We start from the raw sequence: 26,023 nt of genomic DNA on the forward strand, positions 1-26,023 counted from the left end.
CAAAAAATATCAGCGTTAATGGGAATAGATATCAAACAACAATGAGTTACTGTATCTTTCGCGACACATTCTTGTCAGCCTCCCGATGTGGGGGCTTTTTTCCATTAGGATTGTGCGTCGATGCGTCGGATTCTCGTTTCACTGTGTGTGCTCCAGGCTTATTCCGTTTCCACCTGGGCTGAGGAGCCAATCCCTGCCAACCCCGCGACCCTTGAGCTGCAAGCCACCGATATCGTTGGCGCTGCAGACTATGAATCAGCACAAGGCCCGGTGAAGGGCTATCACGCCACCCGTTCGGCCAGTGCCACCCGTACCGACACGGCGATTCATGAAACCCCGCAATCCATTTCCGTTGTGTCCCGCGACGTGGTCGAAGACCTCGGCGCCACGCGTCTGCAAGATGCCCTCGATTACGCCGGTGGCGTAGGCCGGGCCAACAACTTCGGCGGCCAGGGCTTGACCACCTTCACCGTGCGCGGTTTCACCACCGGGGAGTTCTACCGCAACGGTTTCCCGATCAACCGTGGCTACCCGAACATGCCGGACGCCAACACCATCGAACGACTGGAAGTCCTGCGCGGCCCGGCCACCATGCTCTATGGCCGTGGCGATCCGGGCGGCACCTTCAACGTAGTGTCCAAGCAGCCGTTGGCCGAGCGCACGGTGACCCTGGGCAGCCAGGTCAGCGACCAGGGGATGCGTCGCGGTACGCTGGATGCGTCCGGGCCGTTGGACGAAGAAGGGCGCCTGGCTTATCGCCTCAACGTGATCGGCGAGGGCGGCGACACGTTCCGTGACCACGTCGAGACCGAGCGCTATGGCGTTGCGCCGGTGGTCTCCTGGCAGGTCAACGACACCACGCGCCTGACGTTCGAAGGCGATTTCATGCGCAACAACCATCCGCTGGACCGTGGCCTGACCCATTACGCCGGCCAGCGTGGCACCGCCTCGCGCGATACGTTCTTCGGCGAAAAAGACGCCGGCAAGCTGCACAACGACAACAACATGCTGCAGGTGCGGTTCGAGCACATGCTCAACGACGACTGGACCCTGGCCGGCGGTACCCAATGGCTCGACGGCACCCTGCAGGGCAATGCTGTCGAAGGCAACGGCATCGCCGCCGATGGGCGCACCTTGGGTCGCAACTTCAACTATCGCAAATTGGAGTGGACCGACCGGGACACTCAACTCAACCTCACCGGGCATTTTTCCACCGGCGGGTTCGAGCACACGTTGCTGACAGGCGTCGAGTATGAAGACTACGACTACCAGTCCATCATCCAGCGTTCCGCCGCGGGCACCGGTGCCTACCCGATCGATATCTTCGATCCGGTGTATGGCCAGCCACGCCCGGCGCTGACGCGCACGCCCACCGATGACCAGGAAAACCTCAAGACGTTTGGTGTGTTCGTCCAGGATCAGGTGGCGCTGACTGAGCGCTTGAAGCTGTTGGCTGGGGCGCGGTTTGAGCGGTTCGAGCATCAGTATGAGAGTTTCGTCCCCCAGAACCCGCCCGGTAGTCGGAACTGGAACGTCACCGACAGCGCCGTCACCCCGCGCCTGGGGGTGGTCTACGACCTGACCGACACCGTGGCGGTTTATGCCAATACCGCACGCTCGTTCAAACCCAACAACGGTGCCAGTCGCGAAGGCGGCGGGTTCAAGCCGGAAGAGGGCAAGTCCTATGAGATGGGGGTCAAGTGGGAAGCCTTGGATCGTCAGTTGAGTGTCGATGCGGCGGTGTACCAGATCGAAAAACGTAACGTGCTCACCACGGATCCAGTGGATTCCACCTTCAGCGTGGCCGCCGGCGAAGTGCGCAGCCGTGGTTTTGACCTGAACGTGGCGGGCAATTTGACGCCGGAGTGGCGCATGATCGGTGGTTACGCCTATGTGGATGCCGAAGTGACCAAGGACATCAATATCCCGTCCGGCACTCGCTTGCTCAACGTGCCCAAGAACACTTTCAGCCTGTTGAACGTCTATGAGTTCCAGGATGGCGGCCTCAAGGGGCTGGGCCTGGGGCTAGGCGCCAAGTATGTGGATGAGCGGGCCGGCCAGACTGCGGCGAATGCATTCTCCATGGACAGCTACACGGTTGTGGACCTGCTCGGCTACTACAAGGTCAACGAGAAGATCCGCCTCAACCTGGACCTGAAGAATCTGTTCGACGCCGACTACGAAGAAGGCGCTTTCGGTAACGTCTATGCCTACCCAGGCGCACCGCGGACCGTGCAGGCCGGCATCTCCTACACGCTCTGAATCCAGTGCGTCATGAAAACCCTGGAGGTCCTGCCTCCGGGGTTTTTCTTTTTACCACTTGCCTGTGCTCATCCCGCCGTCCACCGGCAGTATTGCGCCGGTGGTGAAATCAGCGCCCGCCAGGTACAACACGGCCTCGGCAATTTCCTCGATGGTGCCCACGCGACCGGCTGGGGCCAGGTTGTCGAGGAAGTCGCGGTGTGCCGGGTCGTGCATGGGCGTGTCGATGATGCCGGGTGCCACTGCGTTGACCTTGATGTTGTGAGGCGACAGTTCCAGGGCCAGGGCGCGGGTCATCTGGTTGACGCCACCCTTGATCAATACCGGCAGCGCAGCCGGCACCTGGATGTTCGGTTGCAGGGCCACGGCGGCCGAAATGTTGATGATGAAGCCTTGCTGGCGCCCGATCATGTGCGCGGCAGCGGCCTGGCTGGCGTAGACGAGCCCTTTGAGGTTGGTGTCCAGCAGCGCGTCCAGGTCCTGGGGGCTGTATTCGATGAAGGGTTTTGGCAAGAAGAAACCGGCGTTGTTCACCAGCCCGTCAACGGCGCCAAACGCCTCGACGGCTCGGGCGACGAGGGCGGTTGAAGTGGCCGGGTCAGCGATGTCGCCGGCCACACCCATGAAACCGGCCGGGTGGCCGAGTTGGGCGGCGGCCGAGTCCAGGCCGGACGGGGAGCGGGCATTGCCCACCACGTTATACCCCCGGGCCAGGAACGCCTTGACCAGACCCAGGCCGATCCCGCTGGAAGCGCCGGTGATGATGGCGGTTTTGTTGAGGCTCATGATTGACTCCTGATCACATTGAAAGGAACCGGTACGCCTGTGTGGCGGTGGTTGAGCTCAGGGTATTGATGCCTCAGGGTTTGATAAATAAGGCTTCTGGTACTTGAGTTGATACGTCATGTAATCAATCTAGAACACCTATAAATCCCTGTGGGAGCGGGCTTGCTCGCGAAGGCGGTGTGTCAGTCGACATTTGAGTCGGCTGATATACCGCCTTCGCGAGCAAGCCCGCTCCCACAAGGGGAATCACCAGGCAGAAAAAAGCCCGGTCAATCGGACCGGGCTCGCAAGGGTGGAGGGTTATTCCTTGGGAAGACTTCGATACGCCGTCGTCGTCATTCCCGCGTAGCCCCAGTTATCGGTGTCGACTTCCTCGATCACGATATGGGTCAAGTGAGGGTCCTTGCCCAGCACGCGCTGGAGGGTTTCGGTGATTTCGGAAATCACCTGGGCTTTCTGTTCGCGGGTGACGCCGTCTCGGGTAATTCGCACATTGACGAAAGGCATGTTGCACTCCAGCTGATGGGAAATGGACGCAGGACAACGCCCGCGTGTTGGAAAGCCACTGTATTTATACGCCACGGGCTGATAAACAGGCCTTGGGAAATTTCAGTTGATACGCGGTGTAACGAATCATGAAGCGTCATTTCGAAGACCTGCAGCTAGGCAGCATAGAACTGTTCTGCCTGGCGGCGGAGGCGGGCAGTTTCACGGCCGCGGCGCAACTGGCGGGGGTGACCCCGGCGGCGGTGAGCCGCTCGATCTTTCGCCTGGAAGAACGCCTGGGCTCACGGCTTTTCGTGCGTACCACCCGCAGCATTCGCCTGACCGAAGCCGGCAGGACCTATTTCGAGCAATGCCGGCAAGCGCTGACGCAACTGGTCGAGGCGCAACAGGAAATGATGGGCGCGCAGTCGGTGCCGTCCGGGCAACTGCGCATCAGCCTGCCCACCACCTACGGTCATCACCGCATCCTGCCCTTGCTGCCGGCCTTTCGGGCACTGTACCCGCAAGTGACGGTGGACCTGCACCTGAGCAATCGAAACATCGATTTTGTTGCCGAGGGTTATGACCTCGCCATCCGGGTGCGGGCCCAACCCGACTCGTCGATGATCGCCCGGTTGCTGGAAGACGCGAAACTGGTGGTGGTCGCGTCCCCGGATTATCTGCGCAAGGCCGGCACGCCCCAAGTCCTTGCAGACCTGGACGACCACGAGTGCATCCAGTTCGAATTGCCCAGCAGCGGGCGACGGATTTCCTGGTTGTTCAATGTCGAAGGCAAGGAAAAGGAAGTATTCGGCGAAGGGGGTTATTGCTGTTCGGACGATGTGCTTGGCGGCGTGACGCTGGCCAAACATGGCGCCGGTTTGTTCCAGACCTACCAATTCATCGTGGAGCCGGAGCTGGCCAACGGGCAATTGGTGGAGGTGCTGACGCCTTTTGCGGGGCGCTCACGGCCGTTCACCTTGTTGTATCCCCATGGCCGGTACGTGCCGCAGCGGGTGCGTGCTTTTGTGGATTTTCTGTTGCAGTACCGGGAGCAGTGGGCCGGAGCCTGAAGCAAGGCGTCAGGGCTGAAAAAATACGCTGTGGCGAGGGAGCTTGCTCCCGCTGGGCTGCGCAGCGGCCCCTTTTTTGCGGTCGCTTCGTAACCGAGCGGGAGCAAGCTCCCTCGCCACAATGGATCACCACACGCTCAAATAATGCGCTTGCCGCAGAGGTTTCCGGTCCTGCCTCTTATCAGAACCGAAACGCCTGACGCCCGATCAGCAGCCACTTGCCATCCTTCTGCTTCTGCCAGATCTGGAAGTTCTCGATTTCCGTCGGCACCACCTCTGTGCCCTTGAGCGCCTGCGCCGAGAAGTGATTGCGCACCAGCGCCACGTCACCTGACAAGGTGATTTTCTGGTTCTTCATTTCCAGGGTCTTGAACGCACTCTTGCCCGTTTCGATGTCGGCGATGAAGGCCTTCTTGTCCTGGATGTTGCCGCTGGAGTGCCCGTAGGTCAGGTTCTCGGCGGCCAAGGCCTGGAGTTGTGGGATGTCCTTGTGCAGCATGGCTTGGGTCAAATGATCGACCGCCTGGGCTACCTCCTGCTCGGGGGATGTGGCGGCTGCCGCTGCGTAGCCGCTGAACAGGCACAAGAAGCTGATGACCAATGTCGCTTTTTTCATGGGGATTTCCTTGTTGTTGTAGGTATCAGGAACGCGAGCGAGGTGCGCTCATCGGTCATCGTACAACTTGTCTGGTGATGGGGAAACTGCCGAGTGAATGTACGTTGCGTTTTCGATAAAAAGGATTGCGATCAGGTTCCTTGCGCATGCCCAGCCGTTATCATCTCGCTGGATGTACGCCGCTCCTGCGCGGACGAACTCGCAACAGAAGGAATCAGGATGTCCCCGACACTTTCAGACCGCTATCGCGGATGCTTACTGGGCTTGGCGTGTGGTGACGCCGTTGGCACTACTGTTGAATTCCAGCCACGGAATTCCTTTACCCCTGTGACCGACATGGTCGGTGGCGGCCCCTTCAGTCTCAAGCCTGGCCAATGGACCGATGACACATCGATGGCTTTGTGTCTGGCTGAGAGCCTGTTGCAAAAGCGTGGTTTTGATGCGGCTGACCAGATGGGCCGATACCTCAATTGGTGGCATTGGGGTTATCTGAGCTCCACTGGCGATTGCTTTGACATTGGTATGACCGTTCGCGGTGCACTGGAACGCTATCAGTCCCATGGCGACCCATTCGCGGGGGATACCGCTGCTGATACGGCTGGCAATGGCTCGCTGATGCGACTGGCACCGGTCGTGCTGTTCTTTTATCCGGATCGCGAACGCATTCGCGATTTTGCGGCTCTGAGTTCACGCACAACCCATGGGGCGACAGAGGCGGTGGAGTGTTGCCAGGTGTTGGCTGATGTCATTGGCAACGCATTGACCGGCGCGTCAAAAGCGGATGTGTTGCGTGTGCCGTCTGAGCAACTGACCGAGGCTAAAGTGATAGCGCTTGCCCAAGGGGCGTATCAGGGAAAAGGTCGGAGTGAAGTGTCAGGCACTGGTTATTCGGTGGCTTCCTTGGAAGCGGCGCTGTGGTGCTTTCATCAGACGGACAGTTTCACTGATGCGGTGCTGGCCGCGACGAACCTGGGCGATGACGCTGACACCACCGCTGCCATTGTCGGTCAGGTGGCAGGGGCATTTTATGGCGTGCAGGCTATTCCCTCCGATTGGTTGCAGAAGTTGTGGATGCGACAAGAGATTGAAGCCATGGCGGATGCGCTTCACTTGCAGGTCTGAGTCGCTTTCAAAAAATTAGCATCTGATCCTCTTGCTCTTGAGCCCCGTACTGCCTCAACGCAAGGCATAGCTGAAGGCTATGTTTGAAGCTCAGTTCGCGAGGCAGGCAGTCGGCCAACAGAGCTGATTGCGCCATCTTTGCTTTCGACTCAATTGTTTGGGACAAGCCCCCGCAAACCAAATGAAAGGCATCCCATGTTCATCATCGAACTAGACCACCAACACCTACTGAAAACCCTAAGCAAAGTGGAACACTCCATGGGAACACAGCCTAGCCGCTGAACTCGCCAGCCAAACCGAGGAAAACTTCGAACATGAGGCCGCCCCCAGTGGCCTGAGCTTTCCGACGCCACCAAAGGACGCCGAGCCGAAACCGGCCATTGGCCCGGCAAGATGTTGCAAGTCAGCGCCGTCGGTCTGGCCGCTTCAATTATCACCCAGGCTTCCGACAGCTCGGCGCTGGTGGGCCCTAACAAACCTTATGCGGCGATGATGCAGTTTGGAGGTAATCAAGCCGACTTTCCGCAGCTATGGGGCGATATCCCATGCCGACCGTACTTGCTAATGGGTGACGAAGGGAGTCTGCAGCCTGAGGCGGGAAAACCATCCAAGTTTTAGCGTTAGCTCACCTGGAAGGTTCGACCAAGTAAGTCGTCTAAAAGCGGTGATGGTGCTCGTCTTGGTACGGTTTCAAGAGACTTCTCGGACTCAACTGCGCATATGCTTTTTCCGCTCCAGTGGACAGCCGCGGAACTTCGTGACATCTTGATGTCATGTTGCCACCTAATTCGCAATGCGCTAAGGATTGAGCATGAGTTATGAAGCAGAAGTTTTCAATGTGATGATTGCGTCCCCTGGAGATGTTAAAGCCGAGCGAGCACAGGTCAGAGAGGTGATTCATGAATGGAACGCCGTACACTCCAGGTCTCGTAAGATAGTTCTTCTGCCTATTGGATGGGAGACGCACTCTGCTCCTGAAATGGGGTCGGGCCCACAGGACATTATCAACAGACAAATTCTAGATAAGTGTGATTTATTAATTGGCGTTTTTTGGACAAGAGTCGGAACTGCAACTACTGAATATGCGAGTGGAACCGTGGAGGAAATTGAAAAGCATGTGAATGGCGGCAGGCCAGCCATGTTGTATTTTTCCAATCAGCCCGCTGCTTTAGATACAGTAGATCATGATCAATACAAACTTCTGACAGAGTTCAAGAAAGCGTGTCGGCAACGCAGCTTGTACGAGGGGTACGAAGACTTATCGGATTTTCGCAATAAGTTCTCGCGACAGTTGCAGATTACAATTAATGAAAATGAAATTTTCAAAGTTAATGATGCAGTTGGCGGCAAGGATGTTTCTCTCTCGCAAAAAAATATTCCAATTTTGTCTTATGAGGCGAAGTCATTGTTGAGAGAAGCATCAAAAGATTCACACGGAACAATAATGCATATTCGCTATATCGGCGGAACTGACATACAAACGAACGGTAGAAATCTTATAGATTCCCGTGAGCGTAGAGATGTCGCAAAATGGGAGTCTGCACTGGAAGAGCTTTTGAAGCTTGATCTCGTAACGGCTCGAGGGTCCAAAGGCGAAGTGTACGAAGTAACAAACTTAGGATTTAGTCTCGCTGATACCTTAGGTGCTGACTAATCCGCCTAGATATATTGAGTATTAATAATGATATCGATAAATCTTCGTGACAAAAAGCTATTTGGTAATGAAGCGGGTGAGGATGAAGATCTCAATCATCTGAACGCATACTATATTGAAAACAAAGACTTTGATGACTTTTATGCTTGCGAAGAAAAGCTATCCATTGTAAGCGCTCGAAAAGGGATGGGAAAGTCCGCGCTCCTTTCTCGGTTGTATTATAAGTTAAATAATGATGATTCATATGGCGATCCGATTATAGTTCGGGTGAAGGGAAACGATCTGCTAGGTCTTGGGCACTTTACGGGATCCGATCATTCATTTTTAGAGAATTATTGGAAGCAAATAATCTGTAAAAAAATCCTCATGGAAATTGGTGTTCATATAGGTGTAGCTCTATCTGATGATACTATGTCAATGGTAGAGCTTGCTGAACTCGACGGACTAAAAAGCAAAAATATTGTAGGTGCACTGATCTCTAGGACGTTAGGCAAAATACCTTTGCTGGGTATTGAACTAAAAAAATCACTTCCTACCAACAGCGAAAGCTTACTAAAGCGCTATCAGGATTCTGAAGAGCGAAAGCATGTGTGGTTACTTATCGACGATATCGACGCAAAATTTCAGAACAACTTCGAAAGCCAAGCACGAGTAGGGTCGTTCTTCAGCGCGATCCGGTCCTTGGCGTTTGATTATAAAGGGTTGAATATACGCACAACCGTCCGAAGCGATGTTTGGTCCTGCCTAAGGCACCTCGAAGATCTAGATAAGCTACAACAGTATATAATAAATATATTTTGGACTAAGCGGCAAATGCGCGACATGCTTGCGCAGAAAATTCTTGTTTATATAACGAATAATCATCCCGACTCCCCAGAAGCAAAGCTCAAACTCGCTACTGACTACAACAAAATATTAGATATGGTGTTTACATCCCCTATCGAATGGGGGCAAAGCAAAGAGGCAAAATTATTTGACGCAATATCTGCTTTCTCTAATAGAAGGCCTCGTTGGATGGGGCAGTTGTGTCGCATGGCCGCAAAAAAAGCCAAAGAAAACGCCTTAACTCGGAAAGTAACCCTTGAGCATATCAATTACATACTTTCCGACTTTGGAGCCAACCGCAGAGACGACCTAATTAAAGAGCATATACATCAGTTTGAAGAGCTAAATAATCTTATTGATGCATTAAGAGCCACCAAAAAAGAGTTTTCATGCTCTGAGCTAGAAGAGGCCCTAGAGCTTAATTTTTTACGCGGTCGAACTAAAGACGATATCCCCATGATCGACGGAAAGCCTTATGCGGGCGTTGAAGATCTTGCGGATTTCTTATATAAGCTAGGTTTGATCTCTCATATCCATCTAGATGGTATAGAGTTCACACACTTCACAGATGACCCTGACCTATATCGTTCTATAGAAAATCGTAGGAATAACGTAAAGTGGTCGCTACATCCATCGTATCGAAAGTTCTTGAATATTCATTAGAGATCGGATGGATTAGGCTGGACGCAAAAAAGCGTCTTAGAACAGGCTTGAAGATTGGCATCAGAACTAAAGCGGTGTTTCTACGTGAACTCCAACGCCGTCTGGGCGGCCTAATCCATTTCAGCAACGTTACGACAGTGGACACACAGGCGATCTAACTCTGCATCAGTACCATTAGCATGATCAAACCCTCCACACATTGCACGCAACCCAACTCTGGGCTGTCCTCTAGGCATAAGGCACAAAACGCATCATCTACGATGTAGGTTCTATGATGACACTTAGAACACCATTCCAGCGGCGGCTCGCCCCCCTGAGTAGCAGTGAGGTACAAATCCCGATAATGCCTAGCCACCAGAATGCTTTCGACTGCCTCTTGGTAAGTCGTCACAGCGCCGCAACTCGTACATTCAAAGCTTGTTTTAGGAGGCTGAACAAGGGGAGCGTGGGGTTTGAGCAGCTCTGATCTACAGCTAACGCAGCGCAAGCCCCCGGCGGACTCTGTCAGCAGAGGAAGTGGCCAAAAAATCGCTTTGGAAGCCTCCTGGCAAATATGAAGTTCATGCGTGTAGAAGGCATTCTGCTTGGTGAGGAACGACCAAAGATCATTGCCGAGCAACTGGAGCGGGCTTTTTCCCAGATGCTTAGGAGCGAACTGCTGGATTAGATGGAAGGAGGCCTCCATAGCTTCAAGCAATACTGAGGCAGGGTGCGGGCTGAAATAATGTTCAACATCGTTGCGCAACTTGGTAAGCGCTTCAAGGCGGTTCCAATCAACACCATCTACACCAAGCCCCTTGAGTCGCTGAATGATAGACTGCACATCAACTGTCTTACTACCCGTACCAATCCACATAGGATTGCCGTCGATATCAAGCACAGGGGTCACGGTCTGCTTGAGAAGTGCCTCCTTCGAATCTGCCGGGCTGAGTTCCTGTAGCTTAACTTTGAAAAGCAAAAGTAATCCGGCTGTTAGATTTCGAATTGCCGAAAGTGCGCGCGCATCATCATTTTCAGCGGCCTGAAAGTCCTCCACCCCAAGCCGAATGGATGCAACAGCATTGGCAAGCATCGACATTCAAATGTTCCTTTCTCGTTTGAAGAGATTTTCGAGCGTGGAGGGATGCTCCTCACTAGAAAACTATGTGGCCGAATCTGAGCCTCATTACGCTAGACACCGGGACGCTGAAGATTAGCAGCCATTTAGCGGTGAGTCCGTACGCAATGTCGATGTCTTCTAGGGATAGGAATCTTTCGAGGGGCTACAACCATCATCGAATCCCTCGGCAGCGCATCCACAGCCCACCGGTATTTTATCCTTTCTCACCGCTCGTAGTAACAGGGCGGAGCAGCCTGGGGTAGTGCTTAGTGCCTCTCATGAGGAACAGGTCAGGTCGCTCCGCCCGATGTTTGATGGCGCTGTATGCCGGGCCCCCTGGGCACTCCGGCATTGCAAATCTCCGGTCCACACCGGCGTACAGTGCCATCTTTTTAATAGCCGGAGTTTTATGGTAGCTGTGCGAGGTTCCACCCACTGCATTGAGTGCGATCTTTCTGCCGGTGACCTCGTACGGCGCCTCCCTCCGCCAAGCATCCTTCAAAGCCCTTCAAGTGCGATCGAAGGCCGAAGCCAATCACCCAAGATCGCCTCCAGCCTCAAACCCTCTGCCGAGAAAGCACGTCGTTGCCGCGGTCAGATGTAGGAAAATTCCCCAAAGCATCCGCCAGCGTATTATCTACGGCATAATCTCGTTTAATACCGATGACCCCGGAGCGTTCCATAAGACACTGTCTTTACACCAATACCGCCCCAAGGAATAGCGAAGAAAAGTCGCCTCGTTTAATTTTCGCAAACATATCCAGCGCGACACGTTTAAATACATTCCACATTACGCCCTAAAGGCTACGAGACCTTGCGTCCTTACTTACGCATGCGTCAGAATCCGCTGGCTTGTGCGCTTTGCCCCGGGCCTCTATCGTTTACCTGCCACTGCCCATCAGTGGTCGGGTTTAGTCGCCCGGACGGTTTTAGTGAAGTGCATAAGTACCATTCAGTCAGGTCATTCTATTCCTGCACTTGATGGTGGTTGTGCGCAGGGCGCCCTTGGGCGCGCCGGGCTTGCTAATTCCACCGGTCGACTAACCTGCGCACAGCCGCCACCCTTCTTTTAGTCGAGAACGGTTGCGGCCCCAGATGAGGGAATTAGTTATATGTTCAAGGTTACTCCCAACCCCCCGGATATCGACTCGGTACTCTACGGCGACTCTCTCGACCCCGAAAAGTTGAAAGAGGCGGCAGACCGCGCGCTCAAGCACTACCTGAACCCCGGGGCAACGAAAACGCAGATACAGCCCCGCAAGCCCAGCACGATCTTCACCATCGACGCAGCGGTGGATGACGAAACGTTACTCGTTGAGGCGTGCGAATCCTTGGCATCCGCCAGCGTGATGGTCAGCGACCTCACCGATTTGATGGACGGCCCAAGACGCCAAACGATGCTGGTGCTGCAACGGGTCATCATGTTGGGTGAGCTAGCGGTCAATCGAGTACTGGATAACCACAAGCCTGGGTAGTCGTCAGGTAGTGTTGTGGGGGGCGCCGCAATCGCCCTCACAACCTAAGTCCATGAAGCTCGGTGGAACGTTGGGTTCCGTCAGGCACTGCCAACCGCGTGGGCCTTGTTGCTCCGCCTTCACAACCCTTCCCGAACCGCCCCCCGAATCCCTTCCAGCAACATGGTGAACGCCGGGTTGTCATTGTCCTCGCGCCACACCAGGTGCAACTCGCTTTGCACTCCTTCGCCCAGGTCGATCTCGCGAAACACCACTTGCTTGAACACCACGCTGGTGGCGCAACGCGGTACCAGGGCCAGGCCCATGCCAGCGTTGACCAGCGCCAGGATCGTCAGCGACGACCCCAGCCACTGCACGAATTGCGGCGCGACCCGGGCCGAGCGCAGCATGCCGGTGAGCAGTTCGTTGAAGGGCGGGTAGGCGGCATGGGAGTACATCAGGAATGGCTGCCCATCCAAGGCCTGGACGCTGACGGATTCGGCACTGGCCAGTGGATGCCCGGCAGGCACCGCCAGCACGAAGGGTTCGCGCACCAGGCATTCGGTGGCGTAGCCAGTTTCCAGCAGCGGTGAGCGAACGATGCCCAGGTCGATGCGTCGGGCGCGCAGGGCTTCGTGCTGTTGGTAGGTGTTCATCTCCGCCAGGACGATTTTGACCTGGGGCTGTTTCAGGCGGGCCTCGGCAATCACCTTGGGCAAGAACTCGTACACCGCGCTGCCGACGAAGCTGATGGTCACCGAGCCGATGTCGCCCTGGGCGAAACGCCGGGCCGCCACGGCGGCTTGTTGCGCCTGTTCCAACAGGTTCTGCGCCTCGATGAAAAACGCCCGGCCGGCGGCGGTGAGTGCCACGCTGCGGGTGCTGCGGGTGAACAGCTCGACGCCCAGGTGATGTTCCAGCAATTGAATCTGCCGGCTCAGCGGCGGCTGGGTCATGTTCAGGCGTTCGGCGGCGCGACGGAAGTTGAGTTCGGTCGCCACGGTGGTGAAGCAGCGCAACTGGGCCAGTTCAAACATTGATTCAATCCAGGTATCAATCAAGTGCCAAGTTAGATTAGACGGGAACAATCCACCGCGTCCATCATCGTCCCGTTCCCCACAAAAACAATGATCGGGAGGCACCCCTTGAATAACGTAACGGACTCCACCCATGACAGCACCCTGGCGCTCGCGGCGGCCAAGGTCAAACGTCATGTACTGCCGCTGGTGGTGGTGATGTTCATCGTCAACTACATCGACCGGGTTAACATCGGCTTCGTGCGCAGTCACCTGGAAACCGACCTGGGCATCGGCGCCGCAGCCTACGGGCTCGGCGCCGGGCTGTTCTTCATCGGCTACGCGCTGTTCGAAGTCCCGTCCAACATGCTGTTGCAACGCTACGGCGCGCGGGCCTGGCTGACGCGCATCATGTTCACCTGGGGCGCGGCGGCCATGGCCATGGCCTTTGTGCGCGGCGAGACCAGTTTTTATGTGCTGCGCTTCATCCTCGGCGCGGCGGAGGCGGGGTTCTTTCCCGGCATCATCTACTACTTCACCCAATGGCTACCCGCCAATGAGCGCGGCAAGGCGATGGCGATCTTCCTGAGTGGCTCGGCCATCGCCTCGGTGATTTCCGGCCCGGTGTCCGGCGCCTTGTTGCACATCAGCGGGATGGGCCTGCACGGCTGGCAGTGGATGTTCCTGATCGAAGGTTTCGCCTCCATCGTGTTGTGCGGGTTTGTCTGGTTCTGGCTGCAATCGCACCCGAGCCAGGCCAAATGGCTGACGGCTGAAGAAAAAACCGTATTGATCGCCGCCATCGCCGAGGAGCAACGGGCCCGGGAAGCCGCCCAAGTGGTCAAACCGTCGATGTTCAAGTTGCTGGCCGACCGACAGATCGCGCTGTTCTGTTTCATCTACTTTTCCATCGCCCTGACCATCTACGGCGCCACGTTCTGGCTACCGAGCATGATCAAGAAAATGGGCAGCCTGGGGGACTTCCAGGTCGGTTTGCTCAACTCCATTCCGTGGATCATTTCCATCGTCGCGATGTACGGCTTTGCCGCCCTGGCCGGCAAATGGAAATTCCAGCAGGCCTGGGTCGCAGTGACGCTGGTGATCGCCGCGTTCGGCATGTTCATGTCCACCACCGGCGGGCCGATCTTTGCCTTCGTGGCGATCTGTTTCGCGGCCATCGGTTTCAAGGCGGCCTCGGCGCTGTTCTGGCCGATTCCGCAAGGCTACCTGGATGCGCGCATCGCGGCGGCGGTGATCGCCCTGATCAACTCCATCGGTAACCTCGGCGGCTTCGTGGCGCCCACGGCCTTCGGCTTCCTCGAGCAGACCACCGGGTCCATCGAGGGTGGGCTGTATGGGCTGGCAATCACCTCCCTGGTTGCCGCCGTGGTGATCTTCTTTGCCCGCACCAAGCCGGGCCGCGATACGCCGAATTCATTGTCCGGCCGACCTGAAACCGTTGCCGACACCGTCGCCGGACAACCGGAAAAACCCCAAGCCTTGAACCCTGGCCCATCGGGAGCCGCTGTATGAAGATCAAACGCGTCACTGTCACACCCATCGCCTTTCGCGATCCACCCTTGCTCAACGCCAGCGGCATCCATGAGCCGTTCGCGCTGCGCTCGATCATCGAGATCGAGAGCGACAACGGTTACATCGGCCTGGGGGAGAGCTACGGCGATGCCCCGGCCCTGGCGATCCAGCAGCAGTTGCAGAGCCAGTTGATCGGCCTAGACCCGTTCAATCTCAACCAGTTGCGGGCCATCGTCCAGGCGACCGTCGCCGCGCAGAAACCGGCCAGCGTTGCCGGTGCCGAACTGGCGCCGGGTTCCCATGCGAGCAAGGCAGTGAGCAATGCCTATTCGGCGTTCGAAGTGGCCTGCCTGGACCTGCAGGCCCACTACCTGAACGTGCCGCTGGTGGACCTGTTGGGTGGTGCGATTCGCGACGAGATTCCGTTCAGCGCCTACCTGTTTTTCAAGTATGCCGAGCACATCGATTCGCCGTATCCGCCAGACAGTTGGGGCGAGGCGCTCGACGAACAGCAGATCGTTGCCCAGGCCCGGCGGATGATCCAGGACTATGGCTTCAAGAGCATCAAGCTCAAGGCCGGTGCCCTCGATCCAGAGCATGAAGTCGCCTGCATCAAGGCGTTGAAGCAAGCGTTTCCCGGCTATCCGCTGCGCATCGATCCCAATGCCAACTGGTCGCTGGAAACCTCGATTCGCATGGCCGAGCTGCTGGGCGATGACTTGCAGTACTACGAAGACCCGACGCCAGGGTTGGAAGGCATGGCCGAGCTGCACAAGCGCACGGGACTGGCGCTGGCGACCAATATGGTGGTCACCGATTTCGACGAGTTTCGCCGTAGCGTAGCGTTGAACAGCGTGCAGATCGTATTGGCTGACCACCATTACTGGGGCGGCCTGCGGGACACCCAGGCCTTGGCGAAAATGTGCAGCACCTTCGGCCTGGGCGTGTCGATGCATTCGAACTCGCACCTGGGCATCAGCCTCATGGCCATGGCCCATGTCGCGGCGGCGGTGCCGAACCTGGACTATGCCTGCGACACCCATTACCCGTGGCAGGAGCCGGATGAGGAAGTGGTCAAGGGCGGCAAGCTGCCGATTGTCGACGGCTGCGTGAAGATCACCCGGGCGCCGGGCCTTGGCCTGGAATTGGACCGGGATCAACTGGGCAAGCTGCATGACCAGTTCCTCAGTTGCGGCATCCGCCAGCGCGACGATGTGCGGCAGATGCAGCGCTACCGGCCGGAGTGGAAGATCGTCAAGCCGAGGTTCTGATCCAAAGGTAAGGGGGCCTGCTGCGCAGGCCAGCGGGAGCAAGCTCCCTCGCCACAAAAGCAGCATGATGCAAAACCTGTGGCAGCAAGTTCTCTCGCCATAAAAGTTGGGTTGGACTTCATTCTTGAAGGTGGGTGCAACCCTGTGGCGAGGGAGCTTGCTCCCGCTGGGCTGCGAAGCGGCCCCCAACCAGACAACTCGGTATGACTGCCCAATGAGTTGATCCTCCCAGCCCCTCCAGCGGCCCACACCCAAAGTACCGCACCCGCCAGCCTCGCCGTCTTACACCAAACTGCCGCGCCAGGCCGGCGCTTCCAAAGCATCCGCCAATTGCCTCCAAGGCAGCGTATGACGCGCCCTGGCGCCTTTCGATAATCGCCTCCGACATCCCGTCCCCTGTTGCGGAGCGCGCCATGCACAACAATAAAAATACCTGCCTGCGTTTTTTGCCTGCGGTCATCGCCGGTCTTTCCAGCCTGGGCGTGACGCCTTGGGCCAACGCTGAAATCATGCTGTACGACAAGGACCAGACCACCTTTTCCACCGACGGCTACATCAACGCCTTTTACGTCAACAGTGACGTGGACCGCGCCGGTGAGCAGTACGACCGTCGGCAGGCGCGGGTCAAGATGGGTTTTCTGCCCAACTACCTGGGTTTCAACATGGGCAAGCAGGTCGATGATCTCAAGCTCGGCGCCCGGGCCTCGTTCTGGGTGACCATCAACGACAGCGAAACCAACGGCACCGACACCGCCATCGACGTGCGCCAGTTCTACGGCACCGTGGCCAACCCGGAGTGGGGCGAAGTGCTGATTGGCAAGGATTTCGGCCTGTTTGCCCGCTCCAACATCCTGCTGGACGAACTGCTCGCCGGTTACGGTCAGGTCAGTGACACCCTGGGGTTGGTGGACGGCGGTGGTGTCTCGTTCGGCAACATCGGCAGCGGTTATCCGTACCCGTTCCCGACCTCGCAGATCACTTACCGCACGCCGGTGATGGACGGGCTGCGGGTGGCGGTGGGGATCATGGACCCGGTGGACACCAACGATAACAGCGCCACCGGCAAGGCCTACCAGGAAAACCCGCGCACCGAGAGCGAGATCACCTACCAGTTCGACCTCGGTGGGGCGAAGATCTACAGCTGGCTCAACGGCAGCTACCAAACCTCCGACAACACCGACGCCACCGTTGAATCGGTGACTTCCAAGGGCCTGGGGTATGGCGTGCAGGCCAAGATGGGCGGGTTGTCGCTCACCGGTTCCGGGTTCCAGGCCAAGGGTATCAATCCGTTCTTCACCAACAACGCCGGTGAAGCCACCCTGCGCAATGTCGACAGCAAGGGCTACCTGTTGCAGGGCTCGTACAAGCAGGGCAAGAACCGCCTGGCGCTGTCCTATGGCAAGACCGATGACGACGGCAATGGCGTGGTGGGCAGCGGTGCCGATTACGAAACCCGGGGCATCGCGCTGTTCCACGACATCAACGACAACCTCAAGCTCGTGACCGAGTACAACCAGTTCGAAATCAACGGCCACGACACCAGCGCCCAGAACGAAGACACCGATACCTTTGCGGTGGGGGCGGTGCTTACCTGGTGAGGGTGAAACCCTTCAGGCCTGGCACCGTGGTGGGTCAGGCCGACTTTTGGGGCCGCTTCGCGCCCCAGCGGGAGCAAGCGCCCTCGCCACGGATGGACAGTTCCATGACCGATGAGCTTGCTTGGCTGCGCACATAACCCTGGGGGAGCGAGCTTGCTCGCGATGGGGTCAAGTCAGTCGGCATGGATGTGACTGACCCGCCGCTATCGCGAGCAAGCTCGCTCCCACAGGATGTTTTACAGATGTGCCCCTCCGATCGCTTTTGTGGCGACGGAGCTTGCTCCCGCTGGACTGCGCAGCAGTCCCAGAATCTTGCGGTCGCTGCGCAACCGAGCGGGAGCAAGCTCCCTCGCCACAATGAACACCAACAGGCCTTGATAGCTGTCCCGTGCAGGCCGATCAGAGCTTCGGCAACTGCCCGATCCGCCCCATCATCTCGGTCACGATCTGCAAGTCCAACAGGAATTGCTCCACGGTCTTGAACTCGTTGTCGTTGTGCCCGGTGTACTTGACGTCGGGCATCGCCAGGCCGAATTGCACGCCGTTGGGCAGGTCGTGGACCGACGTGGCGCCAGCGGAGGTGCCGTATTTGTGTTCCATGCCGAGATTTTCAGTGGCGACGGCCAACAGTGCCTTGACCCATTCACCCTCAGGGTTGCGGTACATCGGCGCGTCGATGGAATAATCGAAGGCCACCGCGACCTGGGATTGCTTGCTCCAGGCGGCCAGTTTTTCGGCTATGTCAGTCTTGAGGGCTTCGGTGGTCTTGCCGACGGGTACCCGCAGGTTGACCGCCAGCTTGAAGGTCTTTTCATCCATCCCGACGAACGTCAGGGACGCGGTCAGCGGGCCCATGAACGCATCGGAAAAACCAATCCCCAGTTTGCTGCCCAGATAGTCCAGGCCCCAGTTGTCGGCGGCGTAGCGGGCGGCGTCGGTGATGTGGTTGTGTTTGAGCGCGACTTTGCCGTCCAGGCCATTGATGAAGTCCAGCATCCGCGCCACCGGGTTCACGCCTGACTCGGGTTCGGAGGAGTGGGCGGACACACCGGTGAAAGTCAGTTGCACGTCCTTGCCGACGACCTGGGTGCCCACGTCGAAATTGCCGCCGTTGCGCTTGGCATAATCGGTAGCGGCCTTGAGCAGGTCGGCGGCCAGCTCGGCGGGCTTGTCGCTGGCGAAGGTGGCCACGGACGTCGACGGAATCTGGTTGGTTGCCAGGCCGCCGGTCAATGCGGTGATTTGCGCGCCCTTGCCCTGTGCGGCACGCCGAGTGAAGTTCGCCATGACGGTGCCGTAGCCTTTCTCCGCAATCACCACGGGGTAGCCGCCATCCAGCGCCAGGTTGTAGTTGGGCGTCGGGTTGCGTTCGAAATAATAGGGAATGGCGTCGCCGGTGGTTTCCTCGGTGGTGTCGACCAGCAGCTTGAAGTTGCGTGCCAGCGGCAGTTTTTCTTCCTTGATGATCTTCATGGCGTAAAGCGCCACGACGATGCCGTTCTTGTCGTCCTCGGTGCCCCGGCCATACATGCGGTCGCCCACCAGGGTGACCTTGAACGGATCGAGGCGGGTGCCGTCTTTCAACACCCAGTTTTCCGGCGTGACCGGCACCACGTCGGCATGGGCGTGGATACCGACGACTTCGTCACCGCTGCCGTCGAGCGAAATCTCATAGACACGGTTGTCGATGTTGCGGAAGTTCAGCTTGAACGCCTCGGCCAGGCTTTTGATCTTGTCGGCGATCTTCAGGAATTCCGGGTTCTCGTGCTGGGCAACGCCGTCCTTGCGAAAGGTCGGGATGGCGACCAGTTCCTTCAGCGTCTCGGTGGCGGCTTCGCCGTATTTCACTCGGGCGTAGAGGCCCAGCAGGCGATGGATTTCGTTCTGCTGTTCAGCCGACAGGGTTTTGTTGTCTTGGAAGGCACTGATGGCCGGGCCGAGGTTGGCGGTTTTGGCCAGGTCGCTCTTGGCCACGCTTGCCAGGAACTGCCGGAAATCGGTAACCGAGGTGTCGGCGAAGGTTTTGACGAGGGTCGCGCTTTGTTGGGCGGTGATATTGGCGTTGGCCGACATCGCGAATGACGACAGGCTGGACAGTACGAGGGTGGCAACGGCAAGACGCTTGAACGGGAAGTTCATGGTGGCAGGCATTCCTTTGCAGGGGAGAAGTGTCGTTTTATGAAACAATCACTTACAACCTAACACCATGTGCGCGCGGCGGGGGAGCCCTTTGAACAGGATTTGTCGCCCGGAAAAGCGAAAACGGCGCAGAAATGAAAAATCCATTCCAACCACCCGACACTCAGTGTGGGAGCCGGGCTTGCTCGCGAAAGCGGTGGGTCAGTTTGCATTGATGGTGGATGTGCCGCCGCCATCGCGAGCAAGCTCGGCTCCCACAGGTTTTTCGGGATGTTCACAAATCCTCAGTCCACCACAGATCCAATGTGGGAGCGAGCTTGCTCGCGAAAGCGGTGGGTCAGTTTGCATTGATGGTGGATGTGCCGCCGCCATCGCGAGCAAGCTCGGCTCCCACAGGTTTTTCGGGATGATCACAGATCCTCAGTCCACCACAGATCCAATGTGGGAGCGGGCTTGCTCGCGAAAGCGGTGGGTCAGTTTGCATCGATGCTGATGCAGCTGACGCCATCGCGAGCAAGCTCGCTCCCACAGGGGATCTGTGGCGGATGCCAGTTTTGTGAATACCCACTGCCACAGGTTAGGTGGTGGGTAATGGTTTAATGCGGTGCGCGCGGAATCGTCTTGAGCAGGTCTTCAGGGCTGATGTAACCGACCACGGGTTGCGCCGTGCTGCCGGGCAATGGCAGGTCGAGGATGTGTCCCTTGATCTTGCCGACTACATGCATCTCACAGGGTTTGCAGTCGAACTTCAGCGTCAGCACTTCATCACCGTGAATCAGTTGCATCGGCGCGACCTTGGTGCGCACCCCGGTGACGCCCTTGGCCTGCTTGGGGCAGAGGTTGAACGAGAAGCGCAGGCAGTGCTTGGTGATCATCACCGGCACTTCACCGGTTTCCTCGTGGGCCTCGAACGCCGCATCGATCAACTTGACGCCGTGGCGGTGATAGAAGTCCCGGGCCTTCTGGTTGTAGACGTTGGCCAGGAACGACAGGTGCGATTCCGGGTACACCGGCGGCGGGCTGGTCTCGGCCTTGCGGCCACCGCGCGGGTGGGCGTTGATGCGGGCGGCGGTCAGGGCTTCGATGGCTTCGCGGCGCAACGCCTTGAGCTGCGAGTTGGGGATGAAGAACGCCTGGGGCGCATCCAGCTCGATGGCGGTGGCGTGGTACTCGGTGGTGCCCAGTTGGCCGAGCAGGTCGTGCAGTTGCTCCAGGGCCTGTTCCGGCTTGTTGGCCAGGCCGAAGGGCCCGTCCAGGGCAACGCTGGCACTGATGCCTTCTTCGCTGGTGGCGGTCAGTTCCAGGCGTTCTTCACCCAGGCGCGCGACCCAGGCCAGGCCGACCCGGCGCTCGGAGGAGGTCTTGAGCAACGCTTGCTGCCAGTTGTGATCCAGGTTGCGGCTCAACGGGTGGTTGGGGCGCAATTGGTACATCCCGGCCGGCATCTCGTTGGGTTCGACGCGGTAGCGGTAGCGCTTCTGGCCATCCTCTTCGAATTCACCCTTGGGCTCGGCGATGTTGGCGCGGAAACCGACGACTTCGCGCTTGACCAGCACGTTGAGCCCGTCGCCGTTGGACAACGGATCGAAGGTCACCACTTGCAGGTCGCGCTTGCCGACTTTTTCCACCACGCCCACCGGCACGCCAGTGAACGTTGGCGAGTCGAAGGCGCCGATGTCGATCTTGCGCTCGCTGACGAAATAGTCGGTGCTGCCACGGTGGAAGGTCTTGTCCGGATCGGGGACGAAGAAATGCGCGGTACGGCCGCTGGACGCGCGGGCCAGGTCCGGGCGGTCTTCGAGGACATCGTCCAGGCGCTGGCGGTAATAGGCGGTGATGTTCTTCACATAGCCCATGTCCTTGTAGCGCCCTTCGATCTTGAACGAGCGCACGCCGGCTTCGACCAGGGCGCGGATGTTGGCACTCTGGTTGTTGTCTTTCATCGACAGCAGGTGTTTTTCATAGGCGACTACCCGGCCCTGATCGTCCTTCAGGGTGTAGGGCAGGCGACAGGCCTGGGAGCAGTCGCCACGGTTGGCGCTGCGGCCGTTCTGGGCGTGGGAGATGTTGCACTGGCCGGAAAAGGCCACGCACAGCGCACCGTGGATGAAGAACTCGATGGCCGCATCGGTCTCGTCGGCGATGGCACGGATTTCCTGCAGGTTCAGCTCACGGGCCAGGACCAGTTGCGAGAATCCGGCCTGGTCGAGGAACTTTGCCCGGGCCAGGGTGCGGATATCGGTCTGGGTGCTGGCGTGCAGCTCGATGGGCGGGATATCCAGCTCCATCACCCCCAGGTCCTGGACGATCAACGCGTCGACACCGGCATCGTACAACTGGTGGATCAGCTGGCGGGCCGGCTCCAGTTCATTGTCGTGCAGGATGGTATTGATGGTCGTGAACACCCGGGCGTGGTAGCGGTGGGCGAATTCCACCAGCCGGGCAATATCGCCCACCTCGTTGCAGGCGTTGTGACGCGCGCCGAAACTCGGGCCACCGATGTACACGGCGTCGGCGCCATGCAGAATGGCCTCGCGGGCGATGGTCACGTCGCGGGCGGGGCTGAGCAATTCCAGATGATGTTTGGGCAAGGACATTTGTTTTTAGTCAGGCTGGTCACGGTCGAAGCGCGCATTGTAGCCGCCAGGCGCCTTACAGGCACCTGTGGACTTGGGTTTGCGCGATTCTGACCGATGCGCGGCGCTCCCGCGGGTTCACTCCGGCGTCGAGTCGGCGCTGCACCAACGGTTTCGCCCGGTATTCTTGGCCAGGTACAAGAAGGCGTCGGCGGCCTTGATCAGCATGGCTGGGGTGACGTCCTCGCCCCTCGACTGGCAGGTGGTGATGCCCGCGCTGACGGTCACCAGGCCCAGGGGATGATCGCCATGTTCAATGTTCAAGGCTCTGACGGCTTCGAGGATTTGCTGGGCGACCTTGGCGGCACCGGCACTGTCGGTGTTGGGCAACAGCACGGTGAACTCTTCACCGCCGTAGCGGACCGCCAGGTCGCCCGGCCTTTTGATGGTCTGCCCGATCGCGGCGGCAATCGCCCGCAGGCAATCGTCGCCGGCGGCATGGCCGTATCGGTCGTTGAAACGCTTGAAATAATCGACGTCGAGCATGATCAGGGCCAGGGACGAACCCTGGCGCCTGGCCAGGCGCAATTCATTGGCCAGGGCCAGGTCCAGCCGCCTGCGGTTGCCCAGCCCGGTCAGGCTGTCGGTCAGCGCCATGTCGCGCATGGCCTGGTGGGCACTGCGAATCTGCTTCTCCATGGTCATGCGGTAGCGCAGCTGGCTCAACACGATGAGCCCGAAGCCCACCAGTATCGCGATCAGGAAAATCAGCACCAGACCGGTCTTGAACAGATCGCGGCGCCAGGGCGCGATGATCGATTCGCGGGACAAGCCGGCTTCCACCACCAGCGGATAGGTGGTCAAGGCCCGGTAGCCGTACAGGCGCTCGGTGTCGTCGACGACGGCCCTGGCTTCGGCGACCCCTTGGTTGGAGGTGGGTAAATGTTCCCTGAAGATCACGCTGTTCACGAGGCTCTTGCCAATCACCGACGCGACGAAGGGGCGTCGGACCAGGATCGTTCCGCTGCGCTTGGCCAGGACCAGAGCGCCTTTGCCATCGATTTTGAAGTCGCCGTAGTAGTCGACGAAATAGCTGACCTTCACGGTCCCCAGCAATACGCCGGCAAACGAGCCATCGGGGTTGTTCAGGCGGCGAGAAATGGGAATGATCAGGTCGTTGGTGGAACGGCTCTTGACGACATCGCCGATGCGCACGCCTCGATCCTCGTGGGTGCGGTGGTATTGGAAGTAGTCGCGGTCGGCGTTGTTCGCCATTTCCGGGATCACTTCCTTGTCCGTCACCAGCCATTGACCGTCCGGGCCGTAGATAAACAACCCATGCAGTTGCGGCATGATCGCCGCTTGCTGCACCAATAGCTTATGGATACGCGGGACGTCCATGTTCTGCAGGCCGTCGCCCTCCACGCGCTCGGCGAGGGCAGCGGTGACCACGTCCACTTGTCGAATGGTGTCTTCGGCGTGTTGGGCCGTCGCCCGTGCCAGGTTCGTCACCGAATCCCGGGCAGACGCAAACGCGGCGCGGTAGTCGCGCCAGGTCCGCCAGCCTTCGACGGCCAGGAAGGCGATGACGACCACGAGCATGAAACTCACGGTCAGTCGAAATGCTGCTCCGGCCCGCACAGCCTGCAGCGAGAAGGCTTCATCGGGGCTTTCGATCTTGGGCTCTGGCTGCTTGCGTCCAAGCATTGACGTATCCTTTCCACGACGGGTCCGCACTTTTCACGGCGCAGCCTATCCTATTCGAATTCAGCATGTTAGCTAACTGCGACGAGGCAGGTACAAGCGGCGGCACACGATTGGGGAGAAAGGTTTCATGAAAGTCGGCGTCATTTCCGATACCCACGGCCTGCTGCGCGCCGAAGCGCTTGCCGCGCTGCAAGGCTGTGAGCGGATCATTCATGCCGGTGATATTGGCAGCCCGGACATCCTCGACGCCCTGGCTTCCATCGGCGAGCTGCACGTGGTGCGCGGAAACAACGATCTGGAGGCCGAGTGGGCAGGGCACCTTGCCGATTGCCTGCAATTCGACCTGGGGGGATGGCCGGTACTGCTGGTCCATGACATCGCGGATGTGCCGACGCCCCTCGACCCGAGCGTGAAACTGGTGATCACCGGCCATTCCCATAAACCGCTGATCGAATGGCGGGGCGAGCGGCTCTACCTCAACCCTGGCAGCGCCGGCCGGCGACGGTTCAAGTTGCCGGTGACGCTGGCGCTGCTTGAGGTGAGTGAACAGGCGATCGAGCCGCGACTAGTCCGGTTGTTGGAGTGAGCCCGTTTACCTGAAGTACTTGTCGACGTAGGCCTGGATTTCCTTGCGCATGAAGCGCTCGGATTCATCGGCCCGTTCCTCCCAGCCGAACACGTCGGAAAGCACCTGACGGTTTGATGCATTCTGAGCCACCGCTATCGCGAGCAGGCTCGCTCCCACAGGGGATTGATGGTGGATGTAGAGATTGCGGCCAACCGGCAACAGTGTGGGAGCGAGCTTGCTCGCGATGGCGGCATCAGATTCGACATCATTGTTGGCTGACAATCCGCATTCGCGAGCAAGCCCGCTCCCACAGGGGACTTGAGCCACCGGAAGGTCGGGGAGGACCAGGATCAAATGTGGGAGCGAGCCTGCTCGCGAATGCGGTGTGTCAGTCAACCTCCATATCGACTGACTTGACGCCATCGCGAGCAGGCTCGCTCCCACAGGTCTCGGTTATTAAGCCTCTTGGCCTGCTTGGGCCTTGGCCAGGGTCGGATAGTCCGTATAACCGCGTTCCTCGCCCTGATAGAACGTCGACGCATCAGGGGTGTTCAGCGCCTGGCCCCGTTTGAACCGTTCCACCAGGTCCGGGTTCGCCAGGAACGGTGTGCCGAACGCCACCAGGTCTGCTTCGCCGCGGCTGATGGCGGTGGCGGCGCGTTCGGCGCTGTAGCCGCCATTGGCGATGTAGGGCCCGCCGAAGCGGCGCTTGAGTTCCCGGAAGTCGAACGGGCCTTCGCCCAGTTCCACGATGTGCAGGTAAGCCAGGCCATAGCGGCTGAGCATCCTGGCGGTGTAGTCGAAAGTCGCTTGTGGGTTGCTGTCGCTCATCGAGAAGTAACTGAAGATCGGCGACAGGCGCACACCGACACGGCTGGCCCCGAAGACTTCGATCACCGACTCGACCACTTCCTTGAGGAAACGGGCGCGATTCTCGATCGAGCCGCCATAGGCATCGGTGCGTTGGTTGGTGCCGTCACGCAGGAACTGGTCGATCAGGTAGCCATTGGCGCCGTGGATCTCCACGCCGTCGAAGCCAGCCAGCTTCGCGTTGGCTGCAGCCTGGCGGAAGTCGGCGACCACGCCGGGGATTTCATCGAGTTCCAGCGCCCGTGGCAGTTCATAGGGCTTGAGGCCTTCGGGGGTGTAGATCTCGCCATCAGCCTTGATCGCCGAGGGGGCTACGGGTTGGGCGCCGTTGACTTGCACCAAGGGATGGGAAAGACGGCCCACGTGCCAGAGCTGCAAAAACATCTGCCCACCCTCGGCATGGACCGCGTCGGTCACCTGTTTCCAGCCAGTGATTTGCTCAGGGGTGAAAATCCCTGGCGTTCTCAGGTAACCCTTGCCCTGGGCCGACACCTGAGAGCCTTCGCTGATGATCAGGCCGGCGCTGGCGCGTTGGCTGTAGTACTCGGCCATCAGGGCCGTGGCCGCATCACCTGTTCCTGCGCGGCTGCGGGTCATCGGCGCCATGATCATGCGGTTTTTCAGGGACAGTTTGCCGAGTTGAGTACGGGAAAACAGAAGATCGAGACCGATGTCAGTCATGATTCACCTTTAAGGGATCGGTTA

General features: G+C 58.5%; 20 protein-coding genes and 1 pseudogene. 11 read left to right on the forward strand and 10 right to left on the reverse strand.

Annotation, left to right across the window (positions count from 1 at the left end):
- Positions 1 to 120 precede the first annotated feature (120 nt).
- Positions 121 to 2,262: a TonB-dependent siderophore receptor gene (locus tag AC515T_RS13255; protein ID WP_496532849.1), complete on the forward strand. Its 2,142-nt coding sequence runs from the start codon at positions 121 to 123 to the stop codon at positions 2,260 to 2,262.
- Positions 2,263 to 2,313: 51 nt separating this feature from the next.
- Here the strand turns inward: AC515T_RS13255 and AC515T_RS13260 are convergent, their stop codons facing one another.
- Positions 2,314 to 3,048, reverse strand: coding sequence for an SDR family NAD(P)-dependent oxidoreductase (locus AC515T_RS13260; protein ID WP_496532850.1), 735 nt, complete (start codon positions 3,046 to 3,048; stop codon positions 2,314 to 2,316).
- A 300-nt stretch (positions 3,049 to 3,348) separates the two neighbouring features.
- On the reverse strand, positions 3,349 to 3,555 hold the full coding sequence (locus AC515T_RS13265) for a tautomerase family protein (RefSeq protein ID WP_013693518.1): 207 nt from the start codon (positions 3,553 to 3,555) through the stop codon (positions 3,349 to 3,351).
- A gap of 128 nt (positions 3,556 to 3,683) precedes the next feature.
- Here AC515T_RS13265 and AC515T_RS13270 point away from each other — a divergent pair, with 128 nt between their 5' ends.
- Positions 3,684 to 4,607 carry a LysR family transcriptional regulator gene (locus AC515T_RS13270; RefSeq protein WP_496532851.1) on the forward strand — a complete coding sequence of 308 codons (924 nt, stop codon included), beginning with the start codon at positions 3,684 to 3,686 and terminating at the stop codon, positions 4,605 to 4,607.
- 181 nt (positions 4,608 to 4,788) lie between these two features.
- Here AC515T_RS13270 and AC515T_RS13275 read toward each other — a convergent pair whose 3' ends face one another.
- On the reverse strand, positions 4,789 to 5,223 hold the full coding sequence (locus AC515T_RS13275; RefSeq protein ID WP_305470788.1) for a nuclear transport factor 2 family protein: 435 nt from the start codon (positions 5,221 to 5,223) through the stop codon (positions 4,789 to 4,791).
- Between the two features lie 219 nt (positions 5,224 to 5,442).
- On the opposite strand from AC515T_RS13275, the gene AC515T_RS13280 reads away from it, so the two are divergent.
- The 4 genes and pseudogenes from AC515T_RS13280 to AC515T_RS13295 all read left to right on the forward strand — a co-directional run bounded on the left by AC515T_RS13280 (position 5,443) and on the right by AC515T_RS13295 (position 9,487).
- Positions 5,443 to 6,345, forward strand: coding sequence for an ADP-ribosylglycohydrolase family protein (locus AC515T_RS13280; RefSeq protein ID WP_496532852.1), 903 nt, complete (start codon positions 5,443 to 5,445; stop codon positions 6,343 to 6,345).
- Positions 6,346 to 6,732: 387 nt separating this feature from the next.
- Positions 6,733 to 6,963 (forward strand): annotated as a pseudogene (locus AC515T_RS13285) (phage virion morphogenesis family protein); the annotation flags it as partial.
- 193 nt (positions 6,964 to 7,156) lie between these two features.
- Positions 7,157 to 7,999: a DUF4062 domain-containing protein gene (locus AC515T_RS13290; protein WP_496532853.1), complete on the forward strand. Its 843-nt coding sequence runs from the start codon at positions 7,157 to 7,159 to the stop codon at positions 7,997 to 7,999.
- Positions 8,000 to 8,026: 27 nt separating this feature from the next.
- Positions 8,027 to 9,487: a P-loop ATPase, Sll1717 family gene (locus tag AC515T_RS13295; protein WP_496532854.1), complete on the forward strand. Its 1,461-nt coding sequence runs from the start codon at positions 8,027 to 8,029 to the stop codon at positions 9,485 to 9,487.
- A 154-nt stretch (positions 9,488 to 9,641) separates the two neighbouring features.
- Here the strand turns inward: AC515T_RS13295 and AC515T_RS13300 are convergent, their stop codons facing one another.
- Positions 9,642 to 10,565 (reverse strand): hypothetical protein, encoded by a 924-nt coding sequence (locus tag AC515T_RS13300; protein ID WP_496532855.1) that lies wholly within the window; start codon positions 10,563 to 10,565, stop codon positions 9,642 to 9,644.
- Between the two features lie 1,133 nt (positions 10,566 to 11,698).
- Here AC515T_RS13300 and AC515T_RS13305 point away from each other — a divergent pair.
- Positions 11,699 to 12,061, forward strand: coding sequence for a DUF6124 family protein (locus tag AC515T_RS13305; RefSeq protein ID WP_496532856.1), 363 nt, complete (start codon positions 11,699 to 11,701; stop codon positions 12,059 to 12,061).
- 119 nt (positions 12,062 to 12,180) lie between these two features.
- On the opposite strand, the gene AC515T_RS13310 is transcribed toward AC515T_RS13305, so the two are convergent.
- Entirely contained in the window at positions 12,181 to 13,077 is an 897-nt protein-coding gene (locus AC515T_RS13310; RefSeq protein WP_496532857.1) for a LysR family transcriptional regulator, read from the reverse strand.
- 90 nt (positions 13,078 to 13,167) lie between these two features.
- Here AC515T_RS13310 and AC515T_RS13315 point away from each other — a divergent pair, with 90 nt between their 5' ends.
- The 3 genes from AC515T_RS13315 to AC515T_RS13325 all read left to right on the forward strand — a co-directional run bounded on the left by AC515T_RS13315 (position 13,168) and on the right by AC515T_RS13325 (position 17,458).
- The gene (locus tag AC515T_RS13315) at positions 13,168 to 14,589 is read left to right on the forward strand and encodes an MFS transporter (RefSeq protein WP_496532858.1); all 1,422 of its coding nucleotides are present in this window, start codon (positions 13,168 to 13,170) and stop codon (positions 14,587 to 14,589) included.
- A complete protein-coding gene (locus tag AC515T_RS13320) occupies positions 14,586 to 15,860 on the forward strand; it encodes a glucarate dehydratase family protein (protein ID WP_496532859.1) in 1,275 nt (424 codons plus the stop codon). Before AC515T_RS13315 ends, AC515T_RS13320 begins: the two co-directional genes overlap by 4 nt.
- A 413-nt stretch (positions 15,861 to 16,273) precedes the next feature.
- Positions 16,274 to 17,458, forward strand: coding sequence for a porin (locus tag AC515T_RS13325; RefSeq protein ID WP_496532860.1), 1,185 nt, complete (start codon positions 16,274 to 16,276; stop codon positions 17,456 to 17,458).
- A 399-nt stretch (positions 17,459 to 17,857) separates the two neighbouring features.
- On the opposite strand, the gene AC515T_RS13330 is transcribed toward AC515T_RS13325, so the two are convergent.
- The 3 genes from AC515T_RS13330 to AC515T_RS13340 all read right to left on the reverse strand — a co-directional run bounded on the left by AC515T_RS13330 (position 17,858) and on the right by AC515T_RS13340 (position 23,880).
- Positions 17,858 to 19,597 carry a dipeptidase gene (locus tag AC515T_RS13330; RefSeq protein WP_496532861.1) on the reverse strand — a complete coding sequence of 580 codons (1,740 nt, stop codon included), beginning with the start codon at positions 19,595 to 19,597 and terminating at the stop codon, positions 17,858 to 17,860.
- 596 nt (positions 19,598 to 20,193) lie between these two features.
- Positions 20,194 to 22,194 (reverse strand): peptidase U32 family protein, encoded by a 2,001-nt coding sequence (locus AC515T_RS13335; RefSeq protein WP_496532862.1) that lies wholly within the window; start codon positions 22,192 to 22,194, stop codon positions 20,194 to 20,196.
- Positions 22,195 to 22,311: 117 nt separating this feature from the next.
- Positions 22,312 to 23,880, reverse strand: a complete 1,569-nt coding sequence (locus tag AC515T_RS13340; RefSeq protein WP_496532863.1) for a sensor domain-containing diguanylate cyclase — start codon at positions 23,878 to 23,880, stop codon at positions 22,312 to 22,314.
- A 127-nt stretch (positions 23,881 to 24,007) separates the two neighbouring features.
- Here AC515T_RS13340 and AC515T_RS13345 point away from each other — a divergent pair, with 127 nt between their 5' ends.
- A complete protein-coding gene (locus AC515T_RS13345) occupies positions 24,008 to 24,466 on the forward strand; it encodes a metallophosphoesterase family protein (protein WP_496532864.1) in 459 nt (152 codons plus the stop codon).
- 6 nt (positions 24,467 to 24,472) lie between these two features.
- Here AC515T_RS13345 and AC515T_RS13350 read toward each other — a convergent pair whose 3' ends face one another.
- Together AC515T_RS13350 and AC515T_RS13355 are read right to left on the reverse strand one after the other, a co-directional pair.
- Positions 24,473 to 24,730 (reverse strand): hypothetical protein, encoded by a 258-nt coding sequence (locus AC515T_RS13350; RefSeq protein WP_496532865.1) that lies wholly within the window; start codon positions 24,728 to 24,730, stop codon positions 24,473 to 24,475.
- Positions 24,731 to 24,904: 174 nt separating this feature from the next.
- A complete protein-coding gene (locus AC515T_RS13355; RefSeq protein WP_496532866.1) occupies positions 24,905 to 25,999 on the reverse strand; it encodes an alkene reductase in 1,095 nt (364 codons plus the stop codon).
- Positions 26,000 to 26,023 lie beyond the last annotated feature (24 nt).

The organism is Pseudomonas sp. FSO-7 (assembly GCF_059579345.1).

Bases quoted from the DNA above. Each gene is read 5' to 3' on its own strand.
- AC515T_RS13260 (WP_496532850.1), bottom strand. From the start codon at position 3,048: ATGAGCCTCAACAAAACCGCCATCATCACCGGCGCTTCCAGCGGGATC.
- AC515T_RS13315 (WP_496532858.1), top strand. From the start codon at position 13,168: ATGATCGGGAGGCACCCCTTGAATAACGTAACGGACTCCACCCATGAC.
- AC515T_RS13255 (WP_496532849.1), top strand. From the start codon at position 121: ATGCGTCGGATTCTCGTTTCACTGTGTGTGCTCCAGGCTTATTCCGTT.
- AC515T_RS13310 (WP_496532857.1), bottom strand. From the start codon at position 13,077: ATGTTTGAACTGGCCCAGTTGCGCTGCTTCACCACCGTGGCGACCGAA.
- AC515T_RS13320 (WP_496532859.1), top strand. From the start codon at position 14,586: ATGAAGATCAAACGCGTCACTGTCACACCCATCGCCTTTCGCGATCCA.
- AC515T_RS13290 (WP_496532853.1), top strand. From the start codon at position 7,157: ATGAGTTATGAAGCAGAAGTTTTCAATGTGATGATTGCGTCCCCTGGA.
- AC515T_RS13330 (WP_496532861.1), bottom strand. From the start codon at position 19,597: ATGAACTTCCCGTTCAAGCGTCTTGCCGTTGCCACCCTCGTACTGTCC.
- AC515T_RS13340 (WP_496532863.1), bottom strand. From the start codon at position 23,880: ATGCTTGGACGCAAGCAGCCAGAGCCCAAGATCGAAAGCCCCGATGAA.
- AC515T_RS13355 (WP_496532866.1), bottom strand. From the start codon at position 25,999: ATGACTGACATCGGTCTCGATCTTCTGTTTTCCCGTACTCAACTCGGC.
- AC515T_RS13345 (WP_496532864.1), top strand. From the start codon at position 24,008: ATGAAAGTCGGCGTCATTTCCGATACCCACGGCCTGCTGCGCGCCGAA.
- AC515T_RS13335 (WP_496532862.1), bottom strand. From the start codon at position 22,194: ATGTCCTTGCCCAAACATCATCTGGAATTGCTCAGCCCCGCCCGCGAC.
- AC515T_RS13270 (WP_496532851.1), top strand. From the start codon at position 3,684: ATGAAGCGTCATTTCGAAGACCTGCAGCTAGGCAGCATAGAACTGTTC.
- AC515T_RS13280 (WP_496532852.1), top strand. From the start codon at position 5,443: ATGTCCCCGACACTTTCAGACCGCTATCGCGGATGCTTACTGGGCTTG.
- AC515T_RS13300 (WP_496532855.1), bottom strand. From the start codon at position 10,565: ATGTCGATGCTTGCCAATGCTGTTGCATCCATTCGGCTTGGGGTGGAG.
- AC515T_RS13275 (WP_305470788.1), bottom strand. From the start codon at position 5,223: ATGAAAAAAGCGACATTGGTCATCAGCTTCTTGTGCCTGTTCAGCGGC.
- AC515T_RS13325 (WP_496532860.1), top strand. From the start codon at position 16,274: ATGCACAACAATAAAAATACCTGCCTGCGTTTTTTGCCTGCGGTCATC.
- AC515T_RS13265 (WP_013693518.1), bottom strand. From the start codon at position 3,555: ATGCCTTTCGTCAATGTGCGAATTACCCGAGACGGCGTCACCCGCGAA.
- AC515T_RS13295 (WP_496532854.1), top strand. From the start codon at position 8,027: ATGATATCGATAAATCTTCGTGACAAAAAGCTATTTGGTAATGAAGCG.
- AC515T_RS13305 (WP_496532856.1), top strand. From the start codon at position 11,699: ATGTTCAAGGTTACTCCCAACCCCCCGGATATCGACTCGGTACTCTAC.